The 19,851-nt window shown below is 62.6% G+C and carries 18 protein-coding genes; 7 read left to right on the top strand and 11 right to left on the bottom strand.

The genetic code is table 11. The annotated features are described in order from the left end of the window. Positions 1 to 21: 21 nt before the first annotated feature. Genes cysS through GBB18_RS05060 form a run of 4 tightly spaced genes read right to left on the bottom strand, consistent with a single transcriptional unit; the run spans position 22 to position 3,219 of the window. Positions 22 to 1,398 (bottom strand): cysteine--tRNA ligase, encoded by a 1,377-nt coding sequence (gene cysS / locus GBB18_RS05045; RefSeq protein WP_151640937.1) that lies wholly within the window; start codon positions 1,396 to 1,398, stop codon positions 22 to 24. Between the two features lie 5 nt (positions 1,399 to 1,403). Further along, the gene (ispF, locus tag GBB18_RS05050; protein ID WP_151549859.1) at positions 1,404 to 1,892 is read right to left on the bottom strand and encodes a 2-C-methyl-D-erythritol 2,4-cyclodiphosphate synthase; all 489 of its coding nucleotides are present in this window, start codon (positions 1,890 to 1,892) and stop codon (positions 1,404 to 1,406) included. Then, complete coding sequence (ispD, locus tag GBB18_RS05055) at positions 1,885 to 2,619, bottom strand: 2-C-methyl-D-erythritol 4-phosphate cytidylyltransferase (protein ID WP_151529822.1); 735 nt, start codon at positions 2,617 to 2,619, stop codon at positions 1,885 to 1,887. Before ispD ends, ispF begins: the two co-directional genes overlap by 8 nt. 21 nt (positions 2,620 to 2,640) lie before the next feature. Next, the gene (locus tag GBB18_RS05060; protein WP_151529823.1) at positions 2,641 to 3,219 is read right to left on the bottom strand and encodes a CarD family transcriptional regulator; all 579 of its coding nucleotides are present in this window, start codon (positions 3,217 to 3,219) and stop codon (positions 2,641 to 2,643) included. 480 nt (positions 3,220 to 3,699) lie between these two features. Here GBB18_RS05060 and GBB18_RS05065 point away from each other — a divergent pair, with 480 nt between their 5' ends. Continuing rightward, positions 3,700 to 4,254: a hypothetical protein gene (locus GBB18_RS05065; RefSeq protein ID WP_151549858.1), complete on the top strand. Its 555-nt coding sequence runs from the start codon at positions 3,700 to 3,702 to the stop codon at positions 4,252 to 4,254. Positions 4,255 to 4,422: 168 nt separating this feature from the next. Further along, positions 4,423 to 5,841 carry a DNA repair protein RadA gene (gene radA / locus GBB18_RS05070; RefSeq protein ID WP_151640938.1) on the top strand — a complete coding sequence of 473 codons (1,419 nt, stop codon included), beginning with the start codon at positions 4,423 to 4,425 and terminating at the stop codon, positions 5,839 to 5,841. Between the two features lie 3 nt (positions 5,842 to 5,844). Here the strand turns inward: radA and GBB18_RS05075 are convergent, their stop codons facing one another. Both GBB18_RS05075 and GBB18_RS05080 read right to left on the bottom strand, forming a co-directional pair. Continuing rightward, entirely contained in the window at positions 5,845 to 6,510 is a 666-nt protein-coding gene (locus GBB18_RS05075) for a hypothetical protein (protein ID WP_225990241.1), read from the bottom strand. 99 nt (positions 6,511 to 6,609) lie between these two features. Then, positions 6,610 to 7,239 (bottom strand): carbonic anhydrase, encoded by a 630-nt coding sequence (locus tag GBB18_RS05080; RefSeq protein WP_151640939.1) that lies wholly within the window; start codon positions 7,237 to 7,239, stop codon positions 6,610 to 6,612. A gap of 82 nt (positions 7,240 to 7,321) precedes the next feature. On the opposite strand from GBB18_RS05080, the gene GBB18_RS05085 reads away from it, so the two are divergent. Next, positions 7,322 to 8,212: an A/G-specific adenine glycosylase gene (locus tag GBB18_RS05085; protein WP_151640940.1), complete on the top strand. Its 891-nt coding sequence runs from the start codon at positions 7,322 to 7,324 to the stop codon at positions 8,210 to 8,212. Positions 8,213 to 8,647: 435 nt separating this feature from the next. On the opposite strand, the gene GBB18_RS05090 is transcribed toward GBB18_RS05085, so the two are convergent. Both GBB18_RS05090 and GBB18_RS05095 read right to left on the bottom strand, forming a co-directional pair. Continuing rightward, positions 8,648 to 8,818, bottom strand: a complete 171-nt coding sequence (locus GBB18_RS05090) for a DUF4236 domain-containing protein (RefSeq protein ID WP_151529835.1) — start codon at positions 8,816 to 8,818, stop codon at positions 8,648 to 8,650. A 9-nt stretch (positions 8,819 to 8,827) separates the two neighbouring features. Beyond that, entirely contained in the window at positions 8,828 to 11,551 is a 2,724-nt protein-coding gene (locus GBB18_RS05095) for an ATP-dependent Clp protease ATP-binding subunit (protein WP_151640941.1), read from the bottom strand. 378 nt (positions 11,552 to 11,929) lie between these two features. On the opposite strand from GBB18_RS05095, the gene GBB18_RS05100 reads away from it, so the two are divergent. Continuing rightward, entirely contained in the window at positions 11,930 to 12,586 is a 657-nt protein-coding gene (locus GBB18_RS05100) for a heme oxygenase (biliverdin-producing) (protein WP_192795929.1), read from the top strand. Positions 12,587 to 12,716: 130 nt separating this feature from the next. After that, positions 12,717 to 14,147, top strand: a complete 1,431-nt coding sequence (locus GBB18_RS05105; protein WP_151640943.1) for a GuaB1 family IMP dehydrogenase-related protein — start codon at positions 12,717 to 12,719, stop codon at positions 14,145 to 14,147. A 93-nt stretch (positions 14,148 to 14,240) separates the two neighbouring features. Here the strand turns inward: GBB18_RS05105 and GBB18_RS05110 are convergent, their stop codons facing one another. From GBB18_RS05110 to GBB18_RS05120, 3 genes are read right to left on the bottom strand one after another with little or no spacing between them, the layout of a single operon-like run. Next, entirely contained in the window at positions 14,241 to 15,875 is a 1,635-nt protein-coding gene (locus tag GBB18_RS05110) for a phospho-sugar mutase (RefSeq protein WP_151640944.1), read from the bottom strand. After that, positions 15,876 to 16,529 (bottom strand): deoxyribose-phosphate aldolase, encoded by a 654-nt coding sequence (gene deoC, locus GBB18_RS05115; protein ID WP_151640945.1) that lies wholly within the window; start codon positions 16,527 to 16,529, stop codon positions 15,876 to 15,878. It abuts the gene before it with no gap. Between the two features lie 13 nt (positions 16,530 to 16,542). Further along, positions 16,543 to 17,826 carry a thymidine phosphorylase gene (locus GBB18_RS05120; RefSeq protein ID WP_151640946.1) on the bottom strand — a complete coding sequence of 428 codons (1,284 nt, stop codon included), beginning with the start codon at positions 17,824 to 17,826 and terminating at the stop codon, positions 16,543 to 16,545. Between the two features lie 295 nt (positions 17,827 to 18,121). Between GBB18_RS05120 and GBB18_RS05125 the strand changes: the two genes are divergently transcribed. Further along, on the top strand, positions 18,122 to 18,541 hold the full coding sequence (locus GBB18_RS05125; protein ID WP_151640947.1) for a cytidine deaminase: 420 nt from the start codon (positions 18,122 to 18,124) through the stop codon (positions 18,539 to 18,541). Between the two features lie 3 nt (positions 18,542 to 18,544). Continuing rightward, positions 18,545 to 19,759: a NupC/NupG family nucleoside CNT transporter gene (locus GBB18_RS05130; protein WP_151549842.1), complete on the top strand. Its 1,215-nt coding sequence runs from the start codon at positions 18,545 to 18,547 to the stop codon at positions 19,757 to 19,759. Positions 19,760 to 19,851: the final 92 nt, after the last annotated feature.

The raw sequence follows: 19,851 nt of genomic DNA on the forward strand, positions 1-19,851 counted from the left end.
GTGCCAGCGCATCCGGTTAGCTTAGCTTAAAGTCCAGCTTGCGCCATCTTTGCCGTCTACCACGGTGATACCTGCGGCCTGGAGGCGGTCACGCACTGCATCGGCGGTGGCCCAGTCCTTGGCGGCGCGGGCCTCGGCGCGGCGCTCCAGCTCGGCTCCGACCAAGACGTCCAGGGCTTTGGTGGCCTCGGAGTCGCCGCTATCGCGGCGGGCAGCCCACACTGGCGACTGCGGATCCACGCCCAGCACCGCCGCCATGGCGCGCACCTGACCGGCAACGGCGCGGGCGTCCTCGGTGCGCCCATCGGCCAGTGCTTGATTGCCGCGACGCACCGCATTGTGGATCTCTGCCAGCGCCGCGGGCACGCCCAGATCATCGTCCATGGCCTGCTCGAAGGCCTCGGTCCAGGTGGTGGACTCCACCGGGCCCACGCGATCGAGGAAGGCCTCGATGCGGCGATAGCCTTGGGCGGCCTCAGTGAGCGACTGCTCCGAGTACTCCAGCATGGAGCGATAGTGGGCGGAACCGAGGTAGTAGCGCAATTCCACCGGCCGCACCAGCTCGAGAATATTCGGCACGGAAAGCACATTGCCGAGGGATTTCGACATCTTCTCCCCGGACATGGTGACCCAGCCGTTGTGCATCCAGAAGTTGGCGAAGCCATCGCCGGCGGCGTGCGCTTGGGCGGTCTCGTTCTCGTGGTGCGGGAATTGCAGATCTAGCCCGCCGCAGTGAATATCGAACTCCGAGCCAAGATAGGCGGTGGCCATGGCGGAGCATTCGATATGCCAGCCGGGACGCCCCGGCCCCCAGGGCGAGGGCCAGGAGGGCTCACCGGGCTTGGCGGCTTTCCAGAGAGTGAAGTCGCGCGGATCGCGCTTGCCGGTGCCCGCCGATTCGCCTTGGTCCAGCTCCTCGAGCTTCTGGCCGGAGATCATGCCGTAGTTCTCGATCGTGGTGGGCTGGCAATACACATTGCCCTCGGCGGCATAACCGTGGCCATTATCGATGATGCGCTGGATATAGTCGATCATCTCGGTGATATGGCCGGTGGCGCGCGGCTCGAGCGAGGGCGGGGTCACGCCCAATTGATCATAGGCCCAGGTAAAGGCGCGCTCGTGCGTGGCGGCCCACTCCCACCACGGCCGGCCGGCCTCGGCCGCTTTGCTCAGGATTTTATCGTCGATATTGGTGACGTTGCGGATAAACGCCACATCAAGGCCCTTGGCTTCCAGCCAGTTACGCAAAATATCGAAGGCCACACCGGAACGCACGTGCCCAATATGCGGGATGGTTTGCACGGTAGCGCCACAGAGGTAGACGCTGGCGTGCCCTTCCCGCACGGGGATGAAATCACGTTGGCTACGGGTTGCGGTGTCAAAAATGCGTAAAGTCACGCCGCTTAGTCTAACGGTTGCCACACCACGGCGGTAGCAACGGCGGCGCGCCCCTCATGGCGGCCGGTGAAGCCTAAGTGGTCGGTCGATGTGGCTGCGATGGATGCTGGGCAGCCCAGAATCTCGGAGATCTTTTCTTCTGCTTCTTGTCGACGCTGTCCTAGTCGTGGAGACTGGCCCACAAGCTGGGCGGCAACGTTGCCGATGACAAACCCGTGCTCAGCGAGCAGCTGGCGGCATTCGCGCAGGAGCTGCTCGCCACTCACGCCGTCATATTCGGCCCGCCCCACACCGACGAAACTACCTAGGTCGCCGAGGTTGGCGGCCGAGAGCAGGGCGTCGACAAGCGCATGCGCCACAACGTCACCGTCGGAATGTCCCTCACAGCCGGGCTGGCCGGGGAAGAGGAGGCAGGCGATCCAGCAGTCTTTGCCGTCTTGGACTTGGTGGGCATCGGTGGCGATGCCAACGCGGGGAATGATGGGGCTAGTCACTGGGCACCTCGAAAATCGTGGACTCTGCGCTATCGGTCACCTGAGTGGCCAAGAGCATGTCCATGGGGGTGGTTACTTTAAAGGCCATGGGATCGCCCTGCACACAGCGCACCGGCACCCCGAACCATTCCATGAGGCTGGCATCGTCTGTGGCCACAAAACTCGGCTGGGCGAAATAGGCGCGGTTGGCCTCGCGGAGCACCGCCAAATCAAAACCCTGCGGGGTTTGCACGGCGCGCAAGGTGGAGCGGTCTGGGGTGGATGCCACCTGTTGCTGCCCGTCTACCTCGCGGATCTCTTTGATGGTATCCGCCACCGGCAGTACTGGGATCACCGCGGGTGCGCCCTGGACCACGGCTCGGGCGACGCGGGCGATCATGCCCGGCGGGGTGAGCGCGCGGGCGCTATCGTGCACCAGCACAACGCCCTGCTCATGCGTGATGGCCTGCAATCCGCGCCATACGGAATCGGCGCGCTCGGCACCGCCATGCACGAGGGTCACCTCGCCGTCAAGGCCCCGTTTCCGCAGCAAGGTGCGGGCGTAGTCCTCCATGTCTGGGCTGACGGTGACCACGATGGCATCGACCACTTGAGAGGTGAGCATCGCGGTGATGCTGCGTTCTAACAAGGTCACTCCGCGCAGCGGCACATAGGCCTTCGGCATCGGCGCACCGAGGCGGGTGCCGGAACCTGCGGCGGCAATAATCGCAGTCACTGTGGGGGACATGGCGGCGCGGCGGGCTGAGGGTTAGTCGTCGAAGTTGAGGTCGTCGAGGTCCACATCATCGAGGTCATCGTCCTCCACCGGGGCGGTGACTCCCGACGCGGCGGCGCGGTGCCGCGCGATGGCGTCGGCGTACTGCTTCTCGCGCTCCTCCGCCTTGGACTCGTCCAGCTCCTTGGCGAGGGCCAGCTCGCCCACCAGGATCTGGCGGGCCTTGGCCAGCATGCGCTTCTCACCTGCGGACAGGCCACGATCCTGATCGCGGCGCCACAGATCACGCACCACCTCGGCGACCTTATTCACATCACCCGAGGCGAGGCGCTCCTGATTGGCCTTATAGCGGCGAGACCAGTTACCGGCCTCTTCCACATCCATATCGCGCAGCACCGAGAAGACCTTGCGCAGGCCCTCATCGCCCACGACATCGCGAACGCCCACCAGCTCCACGTTCTTGGCAGGAACCCGCACCACCAGATCGGACTGCAGGATCTGCAGCACGAGGAAGTCGAGCACGTCGTCTCCCATCTGCCGCTGCTCCATGGCCTCGATGCGGGCGGCACCGTGATGGGGGTAGACGACCGTGTCTCCGACCTTAAAATCCATACCTTTTGCACTCTCTTCACTGGGGAAATGTGTGACTCACTGCGTTGGCGGCTCCACAGTTCGCGGCGCGCACCGCGCCACGACACTGATACGTAAAGCGCGTCTATTCTAGCACGCCAGCAGCGCCACCTGCGGTGCCCGCCTAGCTGGTCTGGGCCCCTCCGCTCCCCTAGCGCCTCCTACATCACACCGCACCGGCGGGTGCAGCTCGACAGCCGCGGGCACGCGCCCGCAGCACAGCCGCTAAAGAGTGCCCAGTTCAGCTCGCACGATCACCGCGGGAACAGCCCGCTTTTCCTCCCGCAGCGGCGGTCGTCGCGAGGCAGACACACGTGGGATAGCGTGCCCTAAGCAGGCGGTAATACCCGTCTCAGTCTCGCCCCCGTACGGGGAAGAAACTGTGTGAATAACCTTAGAATTAGCTAGAGTGACTGTTAATAATCTAGATCCATGCGAAGCCTTAGATGGAGGGCATTGAACGTGAAGAATCCACTGAACTCGGCAGCCCGTCGCGCCGGACTGGCTGCGGTGGCCGGCCTCTCGGCCCTTGCACTCGCCGCCTGCGGTGCCGGACAGGTCTCCCAGACCTCTGATCAGGTTGCCGCTGTGGACGGTGCCTCCGCTGGCACCGAGGATGGCCTCATGGCTGTGCGGGATGTCCACGTGATTGTGGAGGACGACGCCACCACCGGCCTGAAGTTCACTGCGATCAACCAGGATCCGAGTGGCACCTCGCATACCCTTAAGTCCGTCGAGGTGGAAGGCAATGAGGTGCAGCTCTCCGCTAATCCCTCGCTGGGTCAGAACTGCTCTCTCGTGGCCGATACCGCGCAGAATATTAAGGCCCTAAAGAAGCCGGGCAAGGACGATGCCTGCATCACCTACGCCACTTCCACCGTGAATAACCCGGGCTTCCCCGCCGGCGGCAACGTGAACGTCACCTTCACCTTCAATGACGCCACGATCGACATGATCGCCACCGTCACTGGCAACCAGCAGGAGACCTTCATGAGCGAACGCGAAGTGGAGAACTAAACCACCACGGCGCGTACCCTATCCGGTATCCTCAACACTTCCTCCAAGAGTTGATGATGCCGGATTTTTGCATTCTGGCGTGCCCGCCGTAGCAGCGCTGCCCGCGTGCCCTGCTGCTCCGCCTGTCCCTCTCTTGCCCACTTCCCATGTCTAGAAAGGCTCTGCTGCATGGCCCGCAAACCCAAAACAGCATTCGTCTGCTCCGAGTGCGGCCACTCCAGCCCGAAGTGGCTGGGACGCTGCCCCAGCTGCGGCGAGTGGGGCACGCTGACGGAGCGAGCCACCCCCGCCCAGCACGCCACGGGACGCGGCGGCGCAGCATCGTCTCGCTCTACCCAGGGACTCACTCCCACCACAGCAGCAGCATCGATCACCAGCATCGACCCCACCTCCTCGCTGGCGATGACCACCGGCATCTCCGAATTGGATCGCGTGCTGGGAGCGGGCATTGTGCCCGGATCCGTGGTGCTGATGGCCGGTGAGCCGGGAGTGGGAAAGTCCACCTTGCTGCTGGAAGTCGCCGCCCGCTGGGCCGCGCAACGTGAGGGAGAGAGCACCCGCACCGCCCTCTATGTCACCGCCGAGGAGTCCGCGGGGCAAGTCCGCATGCGCGCCGAGCGCACCGGCGGGCTGCGGGAGAGCCTCTATCTTGCGGCTGAGTCGGATCTGGACACGATTTTTGGCCACATCACGCAATTGCAGCCCTCGCTGGTGATCGTGGACTCAGTGCAGACTGTCACCGCCGCCGATGTCGACGGCGTGCAGGGCGGGGTGGCCCAGTCGCGTGCGGTCACAGCCGCCCTGACCAGTATGGCCAAGGCATCCGGTATCCCCGTACTGCTGGTGGGGCACGTGACCAAGGACGGCACTGTTGCCGGCCCACGGGTACTCGAGCACCTCGTAGATGTGGTGCTCAACTTCGAGGGTGATAAGCACTCCTCGCTGCGCATGTTGCGCGGAATGAAGAACCGTTTCGGCGCCACGGACGAGGTGGGCTGTTTCGAACAAACCTCTTCCGGAATTAAGGAGGTGAAAGACCCCAGCGGGCTCTTTCTTTCCCACATGGGCACCACCCCCGATGGCTCTGCAGTGACGGTCACCATGGATGGGGTCCGCCCCATACTCGCCGAGGTGCAGGCCCTCCTCGTAGACACGCAATCGAAGAATCCTCGGCGCGCCGTCACCGGCCTCGACGCCACCCGTGTGCCGATGATCCTGGCGGTACTGGCGGCCCGCGCCCAGAAGCGCTCGGACGATAAGGAGGTGTATGTAGCCACGGTCGGGGGCATGCGGGTGAACGAACCCGCAGCGGATCTCGCAGTGGCGCTGGCCACCGTGAGTGCGATGAATCGGCGCCCGCTGCCCTCCCGCACCGTGGTGCTCGGCGAGGTCGGCTTGGCCGGCGAGATTCGGCGGGTCCCAGACGCCGATAAGCGTCTCGTGGAGGCCAGCCGCCTCGGCTATACCCGCGCCGTGATTCCCGCGGGTAATCTGCCAGCCGGTGCACCGAAGGGCGCCCGATCAATGGATATTAGAGAAGTAGCCACGATCCAGGATGCGATCGTGGCTCTCGATTCTCGGCGCTAGCGACTATTTCAGGTTGAAGGTCACAGCCTCGGAGGCATTATCGCCGATGACGGTGTGCAGGAAGTAGGCGCCGCTGGGCACCCGCTGCCGGTTGTCGCATTGCCCTGGCGCCGAGGTGGTCTTGGACCACTGCGCCTCATAGTTGGTCTCGGTTCCTGCCTCGAAGACCTTTTCGGAGTCATCCTCCGGCGGATTGCAGTCCGTGTCCGCCCACACCCGCTCGCTGGTGTCGAGGTTATACACCTCATAGCGCAGCTGCTCCTTGCTCAGGTCAATGGCACAGTCCACCTTGGTGGGATTATTGACGATCATATAGAAGGTCGGAGTCTGGTTCGGTTCGAACTCCGATTGCCTCATCTCCGCTCGAATCTCTAGATCCTCCAAGCGGCAGCTGGGCTTCGGCTCTTCCTTCGCGGAGGTCTCGGTGCTTGTCGACGCCTCCTCCGAGGCGGCGTCGGCCCCGTCTGTATTCGTCTCCTCATCGCTAGAAGAGGTGGCGGTGGTCTGTGCGGCGTTATCCGGTCCGGTGGAGTTATCGTCCCCGCCAGCCAGCGCGCTGATGATCCACACAAGCAGGCCAATGACGACAACCAAGATCACCACGGCCGCAACGCGGCGGCGCATGTAGATCTCATCGGGCAGTCTCTTCTGCGGTCTGGGAGTGTTCACGCCCTCTAGCTTAACTGCACTCCCTGTGAGACAGCCCGCAACTGCACCGGCGTGTCTGTCTCATTCTTACAGCTCAGCGCCCGAATCCTTGGCCGGAACCTACTCCACGCCGAAGGCGATGAGCTTCTCCACCACGCCGTCGTCGAGGCGGTAGCGCGCGCTGACGACACCGAGCGAGCCGGCGTCGACAAGCTCCTGAATGATGGGGATACGGTGAATGACCGACTTCAGCGTTTGGAGGGCGTGCTCACGTTCGAAGTCATCGGTGGTGTTACCACCCTTGCGGCGGGCCTCGATGACGGAGGGGGCCACCTGCTGCACCAGCTCGCGTTGGAAACGCTCGGGAATGGGGCCCTCATCGAGCGCCCCGACGGTGGCAGCAACCGCACCGCAGTACTGGTGGCCGAGTACCACCAATAGCGGCACGCCGAGGCCCTCCACCGCGAATTCCAGGGAAGCCAGCACGGCGTTGTCCACGGTTTCTCCGGCGGTGCGGATCACGAAAACATCGCCGAGACCCTGATCGAAGATGGTCTCAATGGGTGCACGCGAATCCGAGCAGGCCAATACACATACGCTCGGCGCCTGCCCCTCGCGCAATTCTTCACGACGCTGCGAGCACTGACGTGGATATGCGGGGCTCATCTCCCGCCATCGCCTATTGCCCTCCTGCAACACATCCCAAGCTTCTTGCGGAGTGAGCGTCTTATGGTTTTCAGCTTTACCCATAATTGCTATTCTTCCACTTCAATAGGACATCATGGGTACTTATGACTCGAGATCTTGTGGGCGACTAGGCTATACATCTTTGATGATTGACTCAGCCGCACTTCTCACATGGTTTGCCACCCACCGTCGCCCATTGTTGTGGCGCGCACCCGACACCAGTGCTTGGGGCGTGCTCGTATCCGAAGTCATGAGCCAGCAGACACCAGTGGCACGAGTGGAACCGCAGTGGGAGGCGTGGATGCGCCGCTGGCCCACCCCGCAGGATGTGGCGCAGGCCTCCACCGCAGACATCCTCACCGCCTGGGATCGACTGGGCTATCCGCGCCGAGCGCTGCGGCTCAAGGAATGCGCCCAAGCCATCACCGACCGCCACCACGGCGAGGTTCCCGCCGATCTTGCAGCACTGCTGGATCTGCCCGGTATCGGCGACTACACCGCTCGTGCGGTCCTCGCTTTTCATTATCGACGCCGCGTTCCGGTGGTTGATACCAATGTTCGGCGCGTCATCTCACGGGCGGTGCACGGCCGCTATCTGCCCCGACCTGCTCGCAAGAAGGACCTGGCCGATGTGGAGGCGCTGCTGCCCGCCGGTACCGATGCTGCAGCAGAGGAACGCGCCGCGGAGCTCTCCACCGCCATCATGGAACTCGGAGCACTGGTCTGTACCGCCTCCTCACCGCGCTGCGCGGAATGCCCTCTGCTGAAAAGCTGTCGCTGGCAGCTCGCGGGCTGCCCGGAGCCCAGCGCGGCGGAACTAGAGGCCAGCAAGAAACGAGTGCAGAAATTCCAGGGAACCGATCGCCAAGTCCGGGGAAAGATCATGGCCTTGGCCCGCGCCCAGAAACAGGTACAGCGGGCAGAGATCGATGCCGTGTGGGAGGACAAGGCACAGCTGGCGCGGGCACTATTTTCGCTGATCGATGATGGTTTACTCGAAGCGGTAGCCGACGATCGCTTCGCCCTGCCGCGCTAGGAGCAGGTTGGAAAACGCTGAGCAGCGCAGCACACGATCGGCAAACTAGCCCTACTTACGCGTTCCCTCTGTGCATTGAGGGAGTTCATCACTGCCCTGTCAACGGCGCAGATTTGGTGGCCCAACCCGTGCTTTCCGATTGCCTATTGACATCTTCATCGGCCTCGACAGCGGGCAGATGCTCTTCGCGCTGCTGCGCCCCAACCTGCTCAAGCGCAGCCGGTTCTACGCTCACCCGGCACTAGAACACTGCCCCTCCCCTACTCATCTCGTCACAGGGGAAAGGAGAGCAGTTTTCTTATCCCCTACCCGCTCCCTGCCAACTCACCTCCGAGCAGTGAGTGAGGTGGGCCGAGGGTGACGTCGATAAGCCTAAAAAACTCCCCACCGAACGGGCTATGCCATTCAGTAGGGAGTGCGTGCTGTGCTGCGGAATTACTTCCAGCGGCCGCGGTAGGTGAGGCCACCCGGCAGATTCACCCAGACACCACCGCGAGAGTTGAAAGTCACCGGACCCACCTTTGTGGAGGTAGAGGCACCAGAACCCGAGAAGTTAATCCACGAGTTCTTTCCCACCTTCTTGCGCTTACGGAACGTAATACCCATGGTTGTCTCCTAGTTGTTCTCGCCGCGGGAGTCATCGTCCTCACCGCTGGTATTGGAGAGGTCCTCGTCATCGGACGCAGGAACCACGGTGTTATCAGATTCAGGCACGTCCTCCTCGGCGGCGTCGCTGACTTCCTTGATAGCAGCGGCAGCCTCGGGAGAGATCTCGGAGAAGGTCTCCTGCGGCAGCGGCTTCGGGCGCGGAGTGAAGGTGAAGGTGGCGTCGTCGGTGTTCTTGGACTCGCCGTCCCAGCCTTCGACATCCACGGTGATGATCTCTCCGGCGCCCACCTCGCCAAAGAGGATGCGCTCGGACAGAGCATCCTCGATATCGCGCTGAATGGTACGACGCAGGGGACGAGCACCCAAGACTGGGTCGAAGCCACGCTTCGCCAAGAGGTTCTTGGCCTTATCAGTGAGCTCGATGCCCATATCCTTCTCGGCGAGAGCATCCCGCACGCGGGAGATCAAAAGATCCACCATCTGCACGATCTCATCACGGGTGAGCTGATGGAACACCACCGTGGAATCAATACGGTTGAGGAACTCGGGGCGGAAGTGCTTCTTCAGCTCATCATCCACCTTCTGCTTCATCCGCTCATACTGGGCCTCGTGGTCCATCTCCGAGGTACCGGTGAAGCCCAAGCCCACCGGCTTCGAGATGTCTTGGGTGCCCAAGTTAGAGGTGAAGATCAATACCGTGTTCTTGAAGTCCACGACGCGGCCTTGGCCGTCGGTGAGTCGACCATCCTCGAGGACCTGCAACAAGGTGTTGTAGATCTCCTTATGGGCCTTCTCGATCTCGTCGAAAAGCACCACGGAGAAGGGCTTGCGGCGCACCTTCTCGGTGAGCTGGCCGCCCTCTTCATAGCCCACATATCCGGGAGGGGCACCAAAGAGACGGGAGGCGGTGAAGCGGTCATGGAACTCGCCCATATCGATCTGGATAAGGGCGTCTTCCTCCCCGAAGAGGAACTCTGCCAGAGCCTTGGACAGCTCCGTCTTACCCACACCGGAGGGGCCAGCGAAGATGAACGAACCGCTGGGGCGCTTCGGATCCTTCAGACCGGCACGGGTGCGGCGGATGGCACGTGACACTGCCTTCACGGCATCGTCCTGGCCGATGATGCGCTTGTGCAGCTCCTCTTCCATGTGGAGCAGGCGATCGGATTCTTCTTCGGTGAGCTTGAATACGGGGATGCCGGTCCAGTGGCCGAGTACCTCCGCAATCTGCTCCTCGCTGACCTCAGCGATGTCCTCCAGGTCGCCGGAGCGCCATTGCTTTTCCTTCTCGGCGCGCTCTTCACCCAACTTGCGCTCCTTATCGCGCAGGCCTGCGGCCTTCTCAAAGTCCTGGGCGTCGATCGCGGCTTCCTTCTCGCGGCGCACGCTAGCGATACGCTCATCCACCTCGCGGATGGAATCGGGGGCGGTCATGCGCTTAATGCGCATGCGGGCACCAGCCTCATCGATCAAATCCACGGCCTTGTCCGGCAAGAAGCGGTCATTGATGTAGCGGTTGGACAAATTAGCGGCCGCAGACAGGGCACTATCGGTGATAGAAACACGGTGGTGCGCCTCGTAGCGGTCACGCAGCCCCTTGAGAATCTCGATGGTGTCCTCCACCGACGGCTCGGGAACCTGCACCGGCTGGAAACGGCGCTCGAGAGCCGCATCCTTTTCGATGTGCTTGCGGTACTCATCCAAGGTGGTGGCACCGATAGTCTGCAGCTCACCGCGGGCCAGCTTGGGCTTCAGCAGCGAGGCCGCGTCGATGGCGCCCTCGGCGGCACCGGCACCCACGAGGGTATGAATCTCGTCGATGAACAAAATGATGTCGCCGCGCTGGTTAATCTCCTTCAGCACCTTCTTCAGGCGCTCCTCGAAGTCACCGCGGTAACGAGAACCGGCCACAAGAGAGCCCAAGTCCAGCGAGTAGAGCTGCTTGTCTTTGAGGGTCTCAGGAACCTTGCCATTAACGATGTCGAGGGCAAGCCCCTCCACCACGGCGGTCTTACCCACACCGGGCTCGCCGATGAGCACGGGGTTATTCTTCGTGCGGCGAGACAGCACCTGCATAATGCGCTCGATCTCGTCCTCACGGCCCACCACAGGATCCAACTTGCCATCCTTGGCGGCCTGGGTGAGGTTACGCCCGAACTGGTCCAGCACCAGGGAATTAGAACGCTCACCAGCGCCACCGCCACCGCGGCCGCCGCTGGCTGCACCGGCGCCGAGCACCTTGCCACCGGCAGGTGCGGCGCCACCCTCGTCCTCGGAGCCTTCTTGGCCGCCCTCATAGCCGGAGAGCAGCTGGATAACCTGCTGACGCACGCGCGACAGATCCGCGCCGAGCTTCACCAGCACCTGCGCGGCTACGCCCTCGCCCTCACGAATGAGGCCGAGCAGCAAAAACTCGGTGCCGATGTATTTGTGCCCCATCTGCAGCCCCTCGCGCAAGGACAACTCCAACACCTTCTTGGCGCGTGGAGTAAAGGGGATGTGCCCACTGGTTTGCTGGGTCCCGTGGCCGATAATCTCCTCGACCTCTTGGCGCACAGCGTCGAGAGAGATACCCATCGACTCGAGCGCCTTCGCGGCTACACCTTCACCCTCGCTAATAAGACCGAGCAGGATGTGCTCGGTGCCAATGTAATTGTGGTTAAGCATGCGAGCTTCGTCCTGCGCTAGCACGATCACTCGACGGGCTCGGTCCGTAAATCTCTCAAACATAGTGTTGTGTGTCCCCTTTACTTCATAAGCCGCGCGCGATAGTCCGCGCGCCGGCTCATTCAACTGGTGCTATTCGCTACACACACTCTAACGCGCGCGCGGCGGTGGTCATCCCCGTCGCCGGCTACCGCACCTACTCCCACAGCAGCCCTGCGCATGTTTGTGCTGCTCAGACCGGCTTGCGGAAGGTGTACGCCTGTAGCGAACACGCAGGGCGAGACATTCTCAACGCACCCCACTCCCCACCCTCAAACAAATATAAGGTTAGGCTACGCTCTAATACTTTCTGTGCGAGAGTTGAGTTCCCCCCTACTCGCTGCACACCGCACAGGGTTCGTGGGAGTTCTCCACTGCCCTACCCTTGGTGAAAGGATATCCATGACTGCCTCTGTTGCCGAGCCCTTGTCCCTAGCATTGAAGGTCTCCACCGCCCAAACACGCAACCGGGCGGAAAACGCCGAGTTCATCAAAAAGATGGTCGGCGGCGAACTCGATGTCGCCGCCTACACCGCCTTATTGGAGCAGACCTATCAGTTCTATGCCGCACTGGAGTCCATGAGCCGCGGCCTGCAAAATGACCCGATCTTCGCGCTCATCTATGACGAGACGCTGATGCGTCTACCGCAACTGCGCAAAGACCTACGTGCCCTGCATGGCTCGGATGCGTGGCGCGAGAATCTCACCACGTTTCCCGCCACCGCCCGCTATTGCATCCGCCTCGCGGAGATCGGCGCACTGGCCGATGGACCGGCGGCTCTCGCGCATCACTATGTGCGCTATCTGGGCGATCTCTCGGGCGGCCAAGTGATTGCGGTGATGCTCAAGCGCCACTACAGGGTGAATGAGGAGGCGTTGAACTTCTACCGCTTCATCGGCATCGATAAGCCCAAGAATTATAAGGACTCCTACCGCGAGAAGCTGGATAATCTGCAGTTCACCGAGGCGCAGCGCGAGCATGTTCTCGACGAGGCTGCTCGCGCCTTCCGCCACAATATGGAGGTCTTTGGCGATCTCAAGGAGCTCACTGGGATCTAACCCCTTACTGAGTCGCCGACACTGCGCTGGCTGCCACCATCGCAGGATCCCGCACGGAGTGACACCTCCCACCACGCACGCCGAGAGCCAGAACCGAGCTGTGTCCTAGCACGCACGTAGAGTACGGGGTATGCGTTTTCTCGAAGAACCTACCCATGAATTGACCTACTCCGACGTGTTTATGGTGCCCTCACGATCCTCCGTAGGCTCCCGTATGCACGTTGATCTCAGCACCAGTGATGGCACCGGAACCACCATTCCTCTCGTGGTGGCCAATATGACGGCCGTTGCTGGTCGCCGCATGGCGGAAACGATAGCTCGGCGTGGCGGGCTCGCGATCCTGCCGCAGGACGTGCCGGCAGAGATCGCTGCGGAGACGATTCGCACGGTGAAGGATGCCCACCTCACCTTCGACACCCCTATCACGGTCAAGCCCCACCACACCGTGGGTTATGCCCGTAACCTGATTCACAAGCGCGCGCATGGCGCCGCCATCGTGGTGGCGGAGGATAAACCGGTGGGCCTTATTACGGAAAAGGATCTTGTGGGCGCCGATAACTTCACCCAGGTGGGGGCGCTCATGGCCACCTCCCTGCTCACCCTGCCGACGAATATTGATCCACAAGAGGCCTTTAGCCGGCTGCGGGATGCCTCCCGCAAGCTCGCCCCGGTGGTCGATAACGAGGGCCGTCTCGCGGGAATCATGACCCGCACCTCCGCGCTGCGCGCCACGGTCTACACCCCCGCGGTGGACGACTCTGGGCGGCTACGGGTGGGCGCTGCCATCGGCATCAATGGCGATATTGAACAGCGGGTGGGGGTGCTTGTCGACGCCGGCGCTGATGTCTTAGTCGTGGACACGGCACACGGTCACCAAGATTCCATGATCTCCGCCGTAGAGCGCGTCCGGGCAATGGATCCAGGAGTCCCGATTGTGGCCGGCAATATCGTCACTGCCGAGGGCGTACGTGATCTCGTGGCGGCGGGGGCCGACATCATCAAGGTGGGCGTTGGCCCGGGCGCAATGTGCACCACGCGGATGCAGACGGGCGTGGGTCGCCCGCAGTTTACGGCGGTGCTGGAATGCGCGGCGGCGGCCCGTGAGCTCGGGGCGCACGTCTGGGCAGATGGCGGCGTGCGCGATCCCCGCGATGTGGCGCTGGCACTTGCTGCGGGCGCCTCGAATGTGATGATCGGTTCGTGGTTCGCCGGTACCTTTGAATCCCCGGGCGATCTCATGCGTGACGCCGATGGGCGCATGTATAAGGAGTCCTTCGGTATGGCGTCACGACGGGCGGTGGAAAACCGCAATCAGCGCACCGAGGCGTTCGAGCGCGCCCGGCGCGAAATGTTTGAAGAGGGCATCTCCTCCGCGCGTATCTACCTCGATCCTGCACGCGGCGGGGTCGAGGACCAGGTGGATTCCATCATCAGCGGTGTGCGCTCCTCTTTCACCTATGCCGGCGCCGCCTCGATTCCGGAGTTCCACGAGCGCGCCGTGGTGGGTATTCAATCCGCTGCCGGTTACCAGGAGGGCAAGCCTCGCTCCTCGCGCGGCTAAAGGCCTCCCCTCTTCACACCCCACAATGACGACGATGGCAGCACCCTAGTCATAGGATGCTGCCATCGCGGAAGTGAACAACAGGGGGCCGTTTTAGAGCCCGAGGGCTGCGGCGAACTCTTCCTTGAGCTGCTCTAGCCGCTGCTCAGCCGCGGCGCGGTCGGAGGCGATCACCTCGAGATAGCACTTGAGCTTGGGCTCTGTACCGGAGGGGCGGGCGACGATACGATCGCCGCCATCGGTTTCCACCCAGAATCCGGTGGTGGGCGGCAACCCGCGAAATCCCGCGGAGAGATCCGAGAAATCCGTCACGCTCGCGCCCGCCAACGTGGTCGGCGGGGTGGTCTTGAGCCGCTCCAGGGCGGCGGCGATGGCCGCCGGGTCGGACATGCGGAAAGTCAATGGAGAAGTAACGTACAACCCATAGGCTGTGGCGATCTCGTCAAGGAAATCCTGCAGATTCTTGCCCTCGGCGCGGAGGCGATCCACCAGATCGGCGACGCGCAGGCAGGCGGTGATGCCATCTTTATCGCGCACGATCTCCGGATCTGTGCAGTAGCCCAGCGCTTCCTCGTAGCCCATGATCATCTCCGGGGTGCGGGCAATCCACTTAAACCCGGTCAGGGTGGGCTGGAAGCGCAGGCCATGGCGCTCTGCCACCTTGCTCAGCAGGCGCGAGGACACGATCGACGCCGCGAGTGTGGCGTCGCCACCCTCGTGGGAGCGGGCGATATCCTCAGCGAGTACGGCGCCTACCTCATCGCCTGAGAGCTGGCGCCAGCCTTCGGCCGTAGGAATGGCCACCGAGCAGCGATCCGCATCGGGGTCGAGGGCGAGGATGAGCTCGGCGCCGGAGCGCTCGGCGGTGGCGATGGAGAGATCCAGCGCCCCATCTTCCTCCGGGTTGGGGAAGGCCACGGTGGGGAAATCAGGATCGGGCTCGAATTGCTCAGCCACCGGAGTCACCGCATTGAATCCGGCACGGGAGAGCACGGTCTGCAGCACACGACCACCCACACCGTGCATGGCGGTGAACACGATGGGCAGATCGGATTCCTCGATGCCCCGACGCAGGCTCACCGCACGGGAGAGGTACTCCTCCAGCACTGATTCGGGCACCGGCTCGATGTTTTCTTTGCGGCGCGGAATCTCATCGGCGTCTGGGGCAGCGGCGATGAGCTCCGCGATCTCCTTATCGGCGGGGCTGATCAGCTGCACTCCCTTGGCAGCGTCACTATCTACCACGCGGCCACCGAGGTAGACCTTATAGCCATTATCCTGCGGCGGATTATGCGAGGCGGTCACCATCACGCCGGCATCGGCGTCGAAGTGACGCACGCAGAAGGCGGTGAAGGGGGTGGGTAGCTGCGGCGTAATCAGGTGCACAATGCAACCCGCCGCGGCGAAGATCTCTGCGGCAGCCTGGTGGAAATCGGCGGAGCCATAGCGTGCATCACAGCCGATCACCACCACGGGCCGCTCTACCTGAGAGTTCAGCCATGCGGCCACGCCGGCGGTAGCGCGGGAGACAGTCGCCACGTTCATCCGCGACTCACCGCCTTCGAGGCGGCCGCGCAGACCGGCGGTGCCGAACTCCAGAGGGCCAGCGAAGCGAGCAGCGAGCTCCTCGGTATCGGCCGCATCGAGCAGGCGCTGCAGCTCGGCGGCGGTGGTCTCGTCGGGGTCGTGCTCGATCCACCGAGCGATACGGGAACGATCGATAGTCATTTAGTCCAACTCCTTCAAGATGGCGGCGGAGGAGGAACAGCCGAGACGGCTGGCCCCAGCATCGATCATGGCTTGGGCGGTGGCGAGATCACGGATCCCGCCCGAGGCCTTCACCCCGAGGCGATCGCCCACGGTCTCGCGCATGAGGCGAACAGCCTCAACGCTGGCGCCGCCGGCCGGGTGGAATCCGGTGGAGGTTTTCACAAAGTCGGCCCCTGCGGCCTCGGCGGCCTGACAGCAGCCCACGATCTCCTCGTCGGTGAGCACTGCGGATTCGATGATTACCTTGAGTAGCGCGTTCGGAATGGCCGCACGCACGGCGGCGATATCAGCCTGCACGGCCTCAAAGTCACCCTCCTTGGCATCGGCGATGTTAATCACCATGTCCACCTCGTCGGCGCCCTGCTGCACCGACAGCGCGGCCTCGGCGGCCTTGATCTCGGACTGCACGGCACCAGAGGGGAAGCCGCACACGGTGGCCACAGCAACGCCCTCGGGGGCGCTGATGGGCAGCTCGGAGGGAGACACACAGATGGAGAACACTCCCAGTTCGCCGGCCTCGGCGGCGAGAGCCTCAAAGTCGGCACGGGTGGCCTCCGGCTTCAGCAGGGTGTGGTCGATATAGCGGGCGAGTTCTGCTCGGTTCAAGCTCATAACAACAGTCTCCTTAAACGATGCGATCAAGAATGATGGTGCGGGCCGGAGCTGGGCCATCGCCGATGACGATGCCCGGACGGATGGATTCCAGCGCCCGCTCAATGCGATCGGGGGTTTCGGTGTGCAGGGTGAGCAGTGGCTCTCCCTTCTTCACCTCTTGGCCAATCTCGGCATGAATCTCAATGCCGGCGGTGGCCTGCACGGGATCTTCCTTGCGGGCGCGACCGGCGCCGAGGCGCCAGGACCCCACGCCCAAAGCGAGCGCGTCCAACTGGGTGAGCACGCCATCACGCTCAGCACGCAGGACCTCCTGATGCGGGGCCACGGGCAGGGCTGCGTCCGGATCGCCGCCTTGTGCGTGGATCATCTTCCGCCACGAATCCATGGCGCGGCCATCCTTGAGGGCCTCCTCCACATCCGGATCGTGTACCCCCACCAGCTCCAGCATCTCGCGGGCCAGCTCACAGGTGATCTCCACCAGATCAGCTGGGCCGCCGCCGGCGAGCACCTCGAGAGATTCCTCCACTTCGAGGGCATTGCCAATCTTGCGTCCCAAGGGGGTGTTCATGTCGGTGAGGAGTGCTCGGGTGTTCACTCCAGCGTCATTGCCCAGATCCACCATGGTGCGGGCGAGGGCGCGGGCCTGGTCGAGGTCCTTCATGAACGCACCAGAACCGACCTTCACGTCCAGCACCAGCGCCGAGGTGCCCTCTGCAATCTTCTTGCTCATGATGGAGGAAGCAATCAGCGGGATGCAGTCGACGGTGGCAGTGATATCGCGTAGTGCGTAAATCTTCTTATCCGCTGGGGCGAGGCCGGCGCCCGCGGCTGCCACCACCGCGCCCGAATCTTCGAGGATGGACATGAGGCGATCATTGGGCACATCTGCCTGCCAGCCTGGAATGGACTCCAGCTTGTCTAGGGTGCCGCCGGTGTGACCCAAACCGCGGCCCGAGAGCTGCGGCACCGCCACTCCATAGGAGGAGACGAGCGGCCCGAGCGGGAGCGTCACCTTGTCTCCGACACCGCCGGTGGAGTGCTTGTCGGTGGTAGGTTTCGACAGCCCGGAGAAGTCCATGGTGGTACCGGAGGCGATCATCGCCTGAGTCCAGTCCACGATCTCGCGACGATTCATATCGCGGATGAAAATGGCCATGTTCAGTGCCGCCATCTGCTCATCGCCCACGATCCCGCGGGTATAGGCATCGATGACCCAGTTGATGTGCTCAGTGGAGAGTTCGCCGCCATCACGCTTGGTGCGGATGATATCGACGACATCGAATTGTTCAGCCATATCGCCTCTGTCCTCTTTCCTCTAGCGGGCCCCACCACGGCAGTGACCTCACTCACCGTGGCTACCCAAAAGTTAGGTAGACCCTTGATATTGCTCTTTGAGACCAAGTATCATCCCGCTTAGAACAAATGTCAATACGTGGATTGCCAATTGTTCCCTGTTTGTCGCGCTGTGCTTTCCGACGAGGGACCGTACGCTGATCAGCTAAGAGCTTGACCGCAGCCAACACCGATTCATGCCCGGAGAGCGGCGTCGTCAAGCGTGCTTCTTCTCCCCAGCGAAAGGACCACCTCGCATGGTTGATCACGCCTCCTTGCTCGAACGCGCCCGCGAAGCCGCCGAGCACGCCTACGCCCCGTACAGCGACTTCCCCGTGGGTGCCGCCGTGCTGAGCGCAGACGGAACAATCTACACCGGATGCAATGTAGAAAATGCCTCCTATGGGCTCACCCTGTGCGCCGAGCGCAATGCCACTACCACTATGATCGCCCATCTCGACCCCAGCGATAGCGCTGGTCGACGCATCGATACGGTCGCCATCGTGGGCCTGAACGCGGCCCCCTGCTGGCCGTGCGGCGCGTGCCGCCAAGTGCTCCGCGAGTTCGGCTGCACCACCGTCGTAGTGGAGGATGAGAAGGGCGAGCCTCTCAGCCTGAATTTCGACACACTCCTGCCCTATTCCTTCGGGCCCGAACACCTCTCTAAGGAGGCATAACCCATGGATCGCTTCCAAGGCCTCATCGGCATTTTTGTGATCTTCGCGGTGCTTATCGCGTTGTCCTCACATCGCCGCCAGATCAATTGGCGCACCTTGGGCGTGGGATTATTACTTCAGGTGTCTTTCGCACTATTGGTGCTGAAGTGGACTCCCGGTTTCCACGCTCTCGAAGCTGTCTCCAGCGCAATTGAGAAGCTGATCGACTACACCAACAAAGGCACTTCCTTTGTCTTTGGTCCACTCTTCGGCGAGGACGTGGGCTTTATTTTCGCCCTCAACGTCTTGCCGGTGATTATCTTCCTCGGCGCCATTATCGGTGCCCTGTACTATCTACGCATTCTGCAGTGGTTCGTTGAGATCGTGGGCACGATCCTGCGCAAGGTGCTGGGCGTATCCAAGATCGAGGGCGTGTGGGCCTCGACGGTGGTCTTCCTCGGCCAGTCTGAGGCCCCACTGGTGATTAAGCCGTGGCTTCCCAAGCTCACTCGCTCCGAGCTATTTACCTGCATGTCCGGCGGATTCGCCGCCGTGGCCGGCTCTACCTTGGTGGGCTACTCGCTGCTGGGTGCGCCGCTGCCCTATCTGCTGGCTGCCTCGGTAATGAACGCCCCTGGCTCGCTCATGGTGGCCAAGGCCCTCATGCCCGAGACGGAAGAATCGCAGGTGAACGCCAATGTGCGGGAGGTGCGCGATGAGGATTCACGCAACATTATCGACGCCATTGGCACCGGCGCGCTCTCCGGCGGCCGGATCGCCGTCACCGTGGCTTGCCTGTTGGTAGCCTTCATCGCTGGTATCGCAATGGTCAATGCCGGCATCGGCGGTATCGGCAGCATCTTCGGCCAAGAAAACTGGTCCCTCGAGGGGTTGTTCGGCGTGCTTCTGTCCCCGCTGGCATGGGCGATCGGCGTGCCGTGGGAAGAGGCCAGCTTGGTGGGTAACTTCATCGGCCAAAAGACCATTCTCAACGAGTTCGTCGGCTACACCGCCTTCTCCGAGCATGTAGATGATCTTTCCGCGAAATCCGTGATGCTCACTTCCTTCGCCCTAGCTGGTTTCGCCAACTTCTCCTCTATCGCTATCCAGATTGGTTCCTTCGGCGCCCTCGTTCCCGAGCGCCGCTCCGAAGTAGCCGAGCTCGGTATCAAGGCCCTCTTCGCCGGCTTCTGCACCAATATGCTCAACGCCGCCATCGTGGGCATCGTCGCCTTCTAATTTCGGCGCTTATCGACGCCTCCCCGCCGCCAGTAACACTGCGGTAGGGAGGCATTCGTATGTCCAGAGCAGCCGCTCAGAACCCGCGCGAA

Origin of the sequence: Corynebacterium sp. 11A (genome assembly GCF_008930935.1) — a bacterium.
GTDB lineage: Bacteria > Actinomycetota > Actinomycetes > Mycobacteriales > Mycobacteriaceae > Corynebacterium > Corynebacterium megadyptis.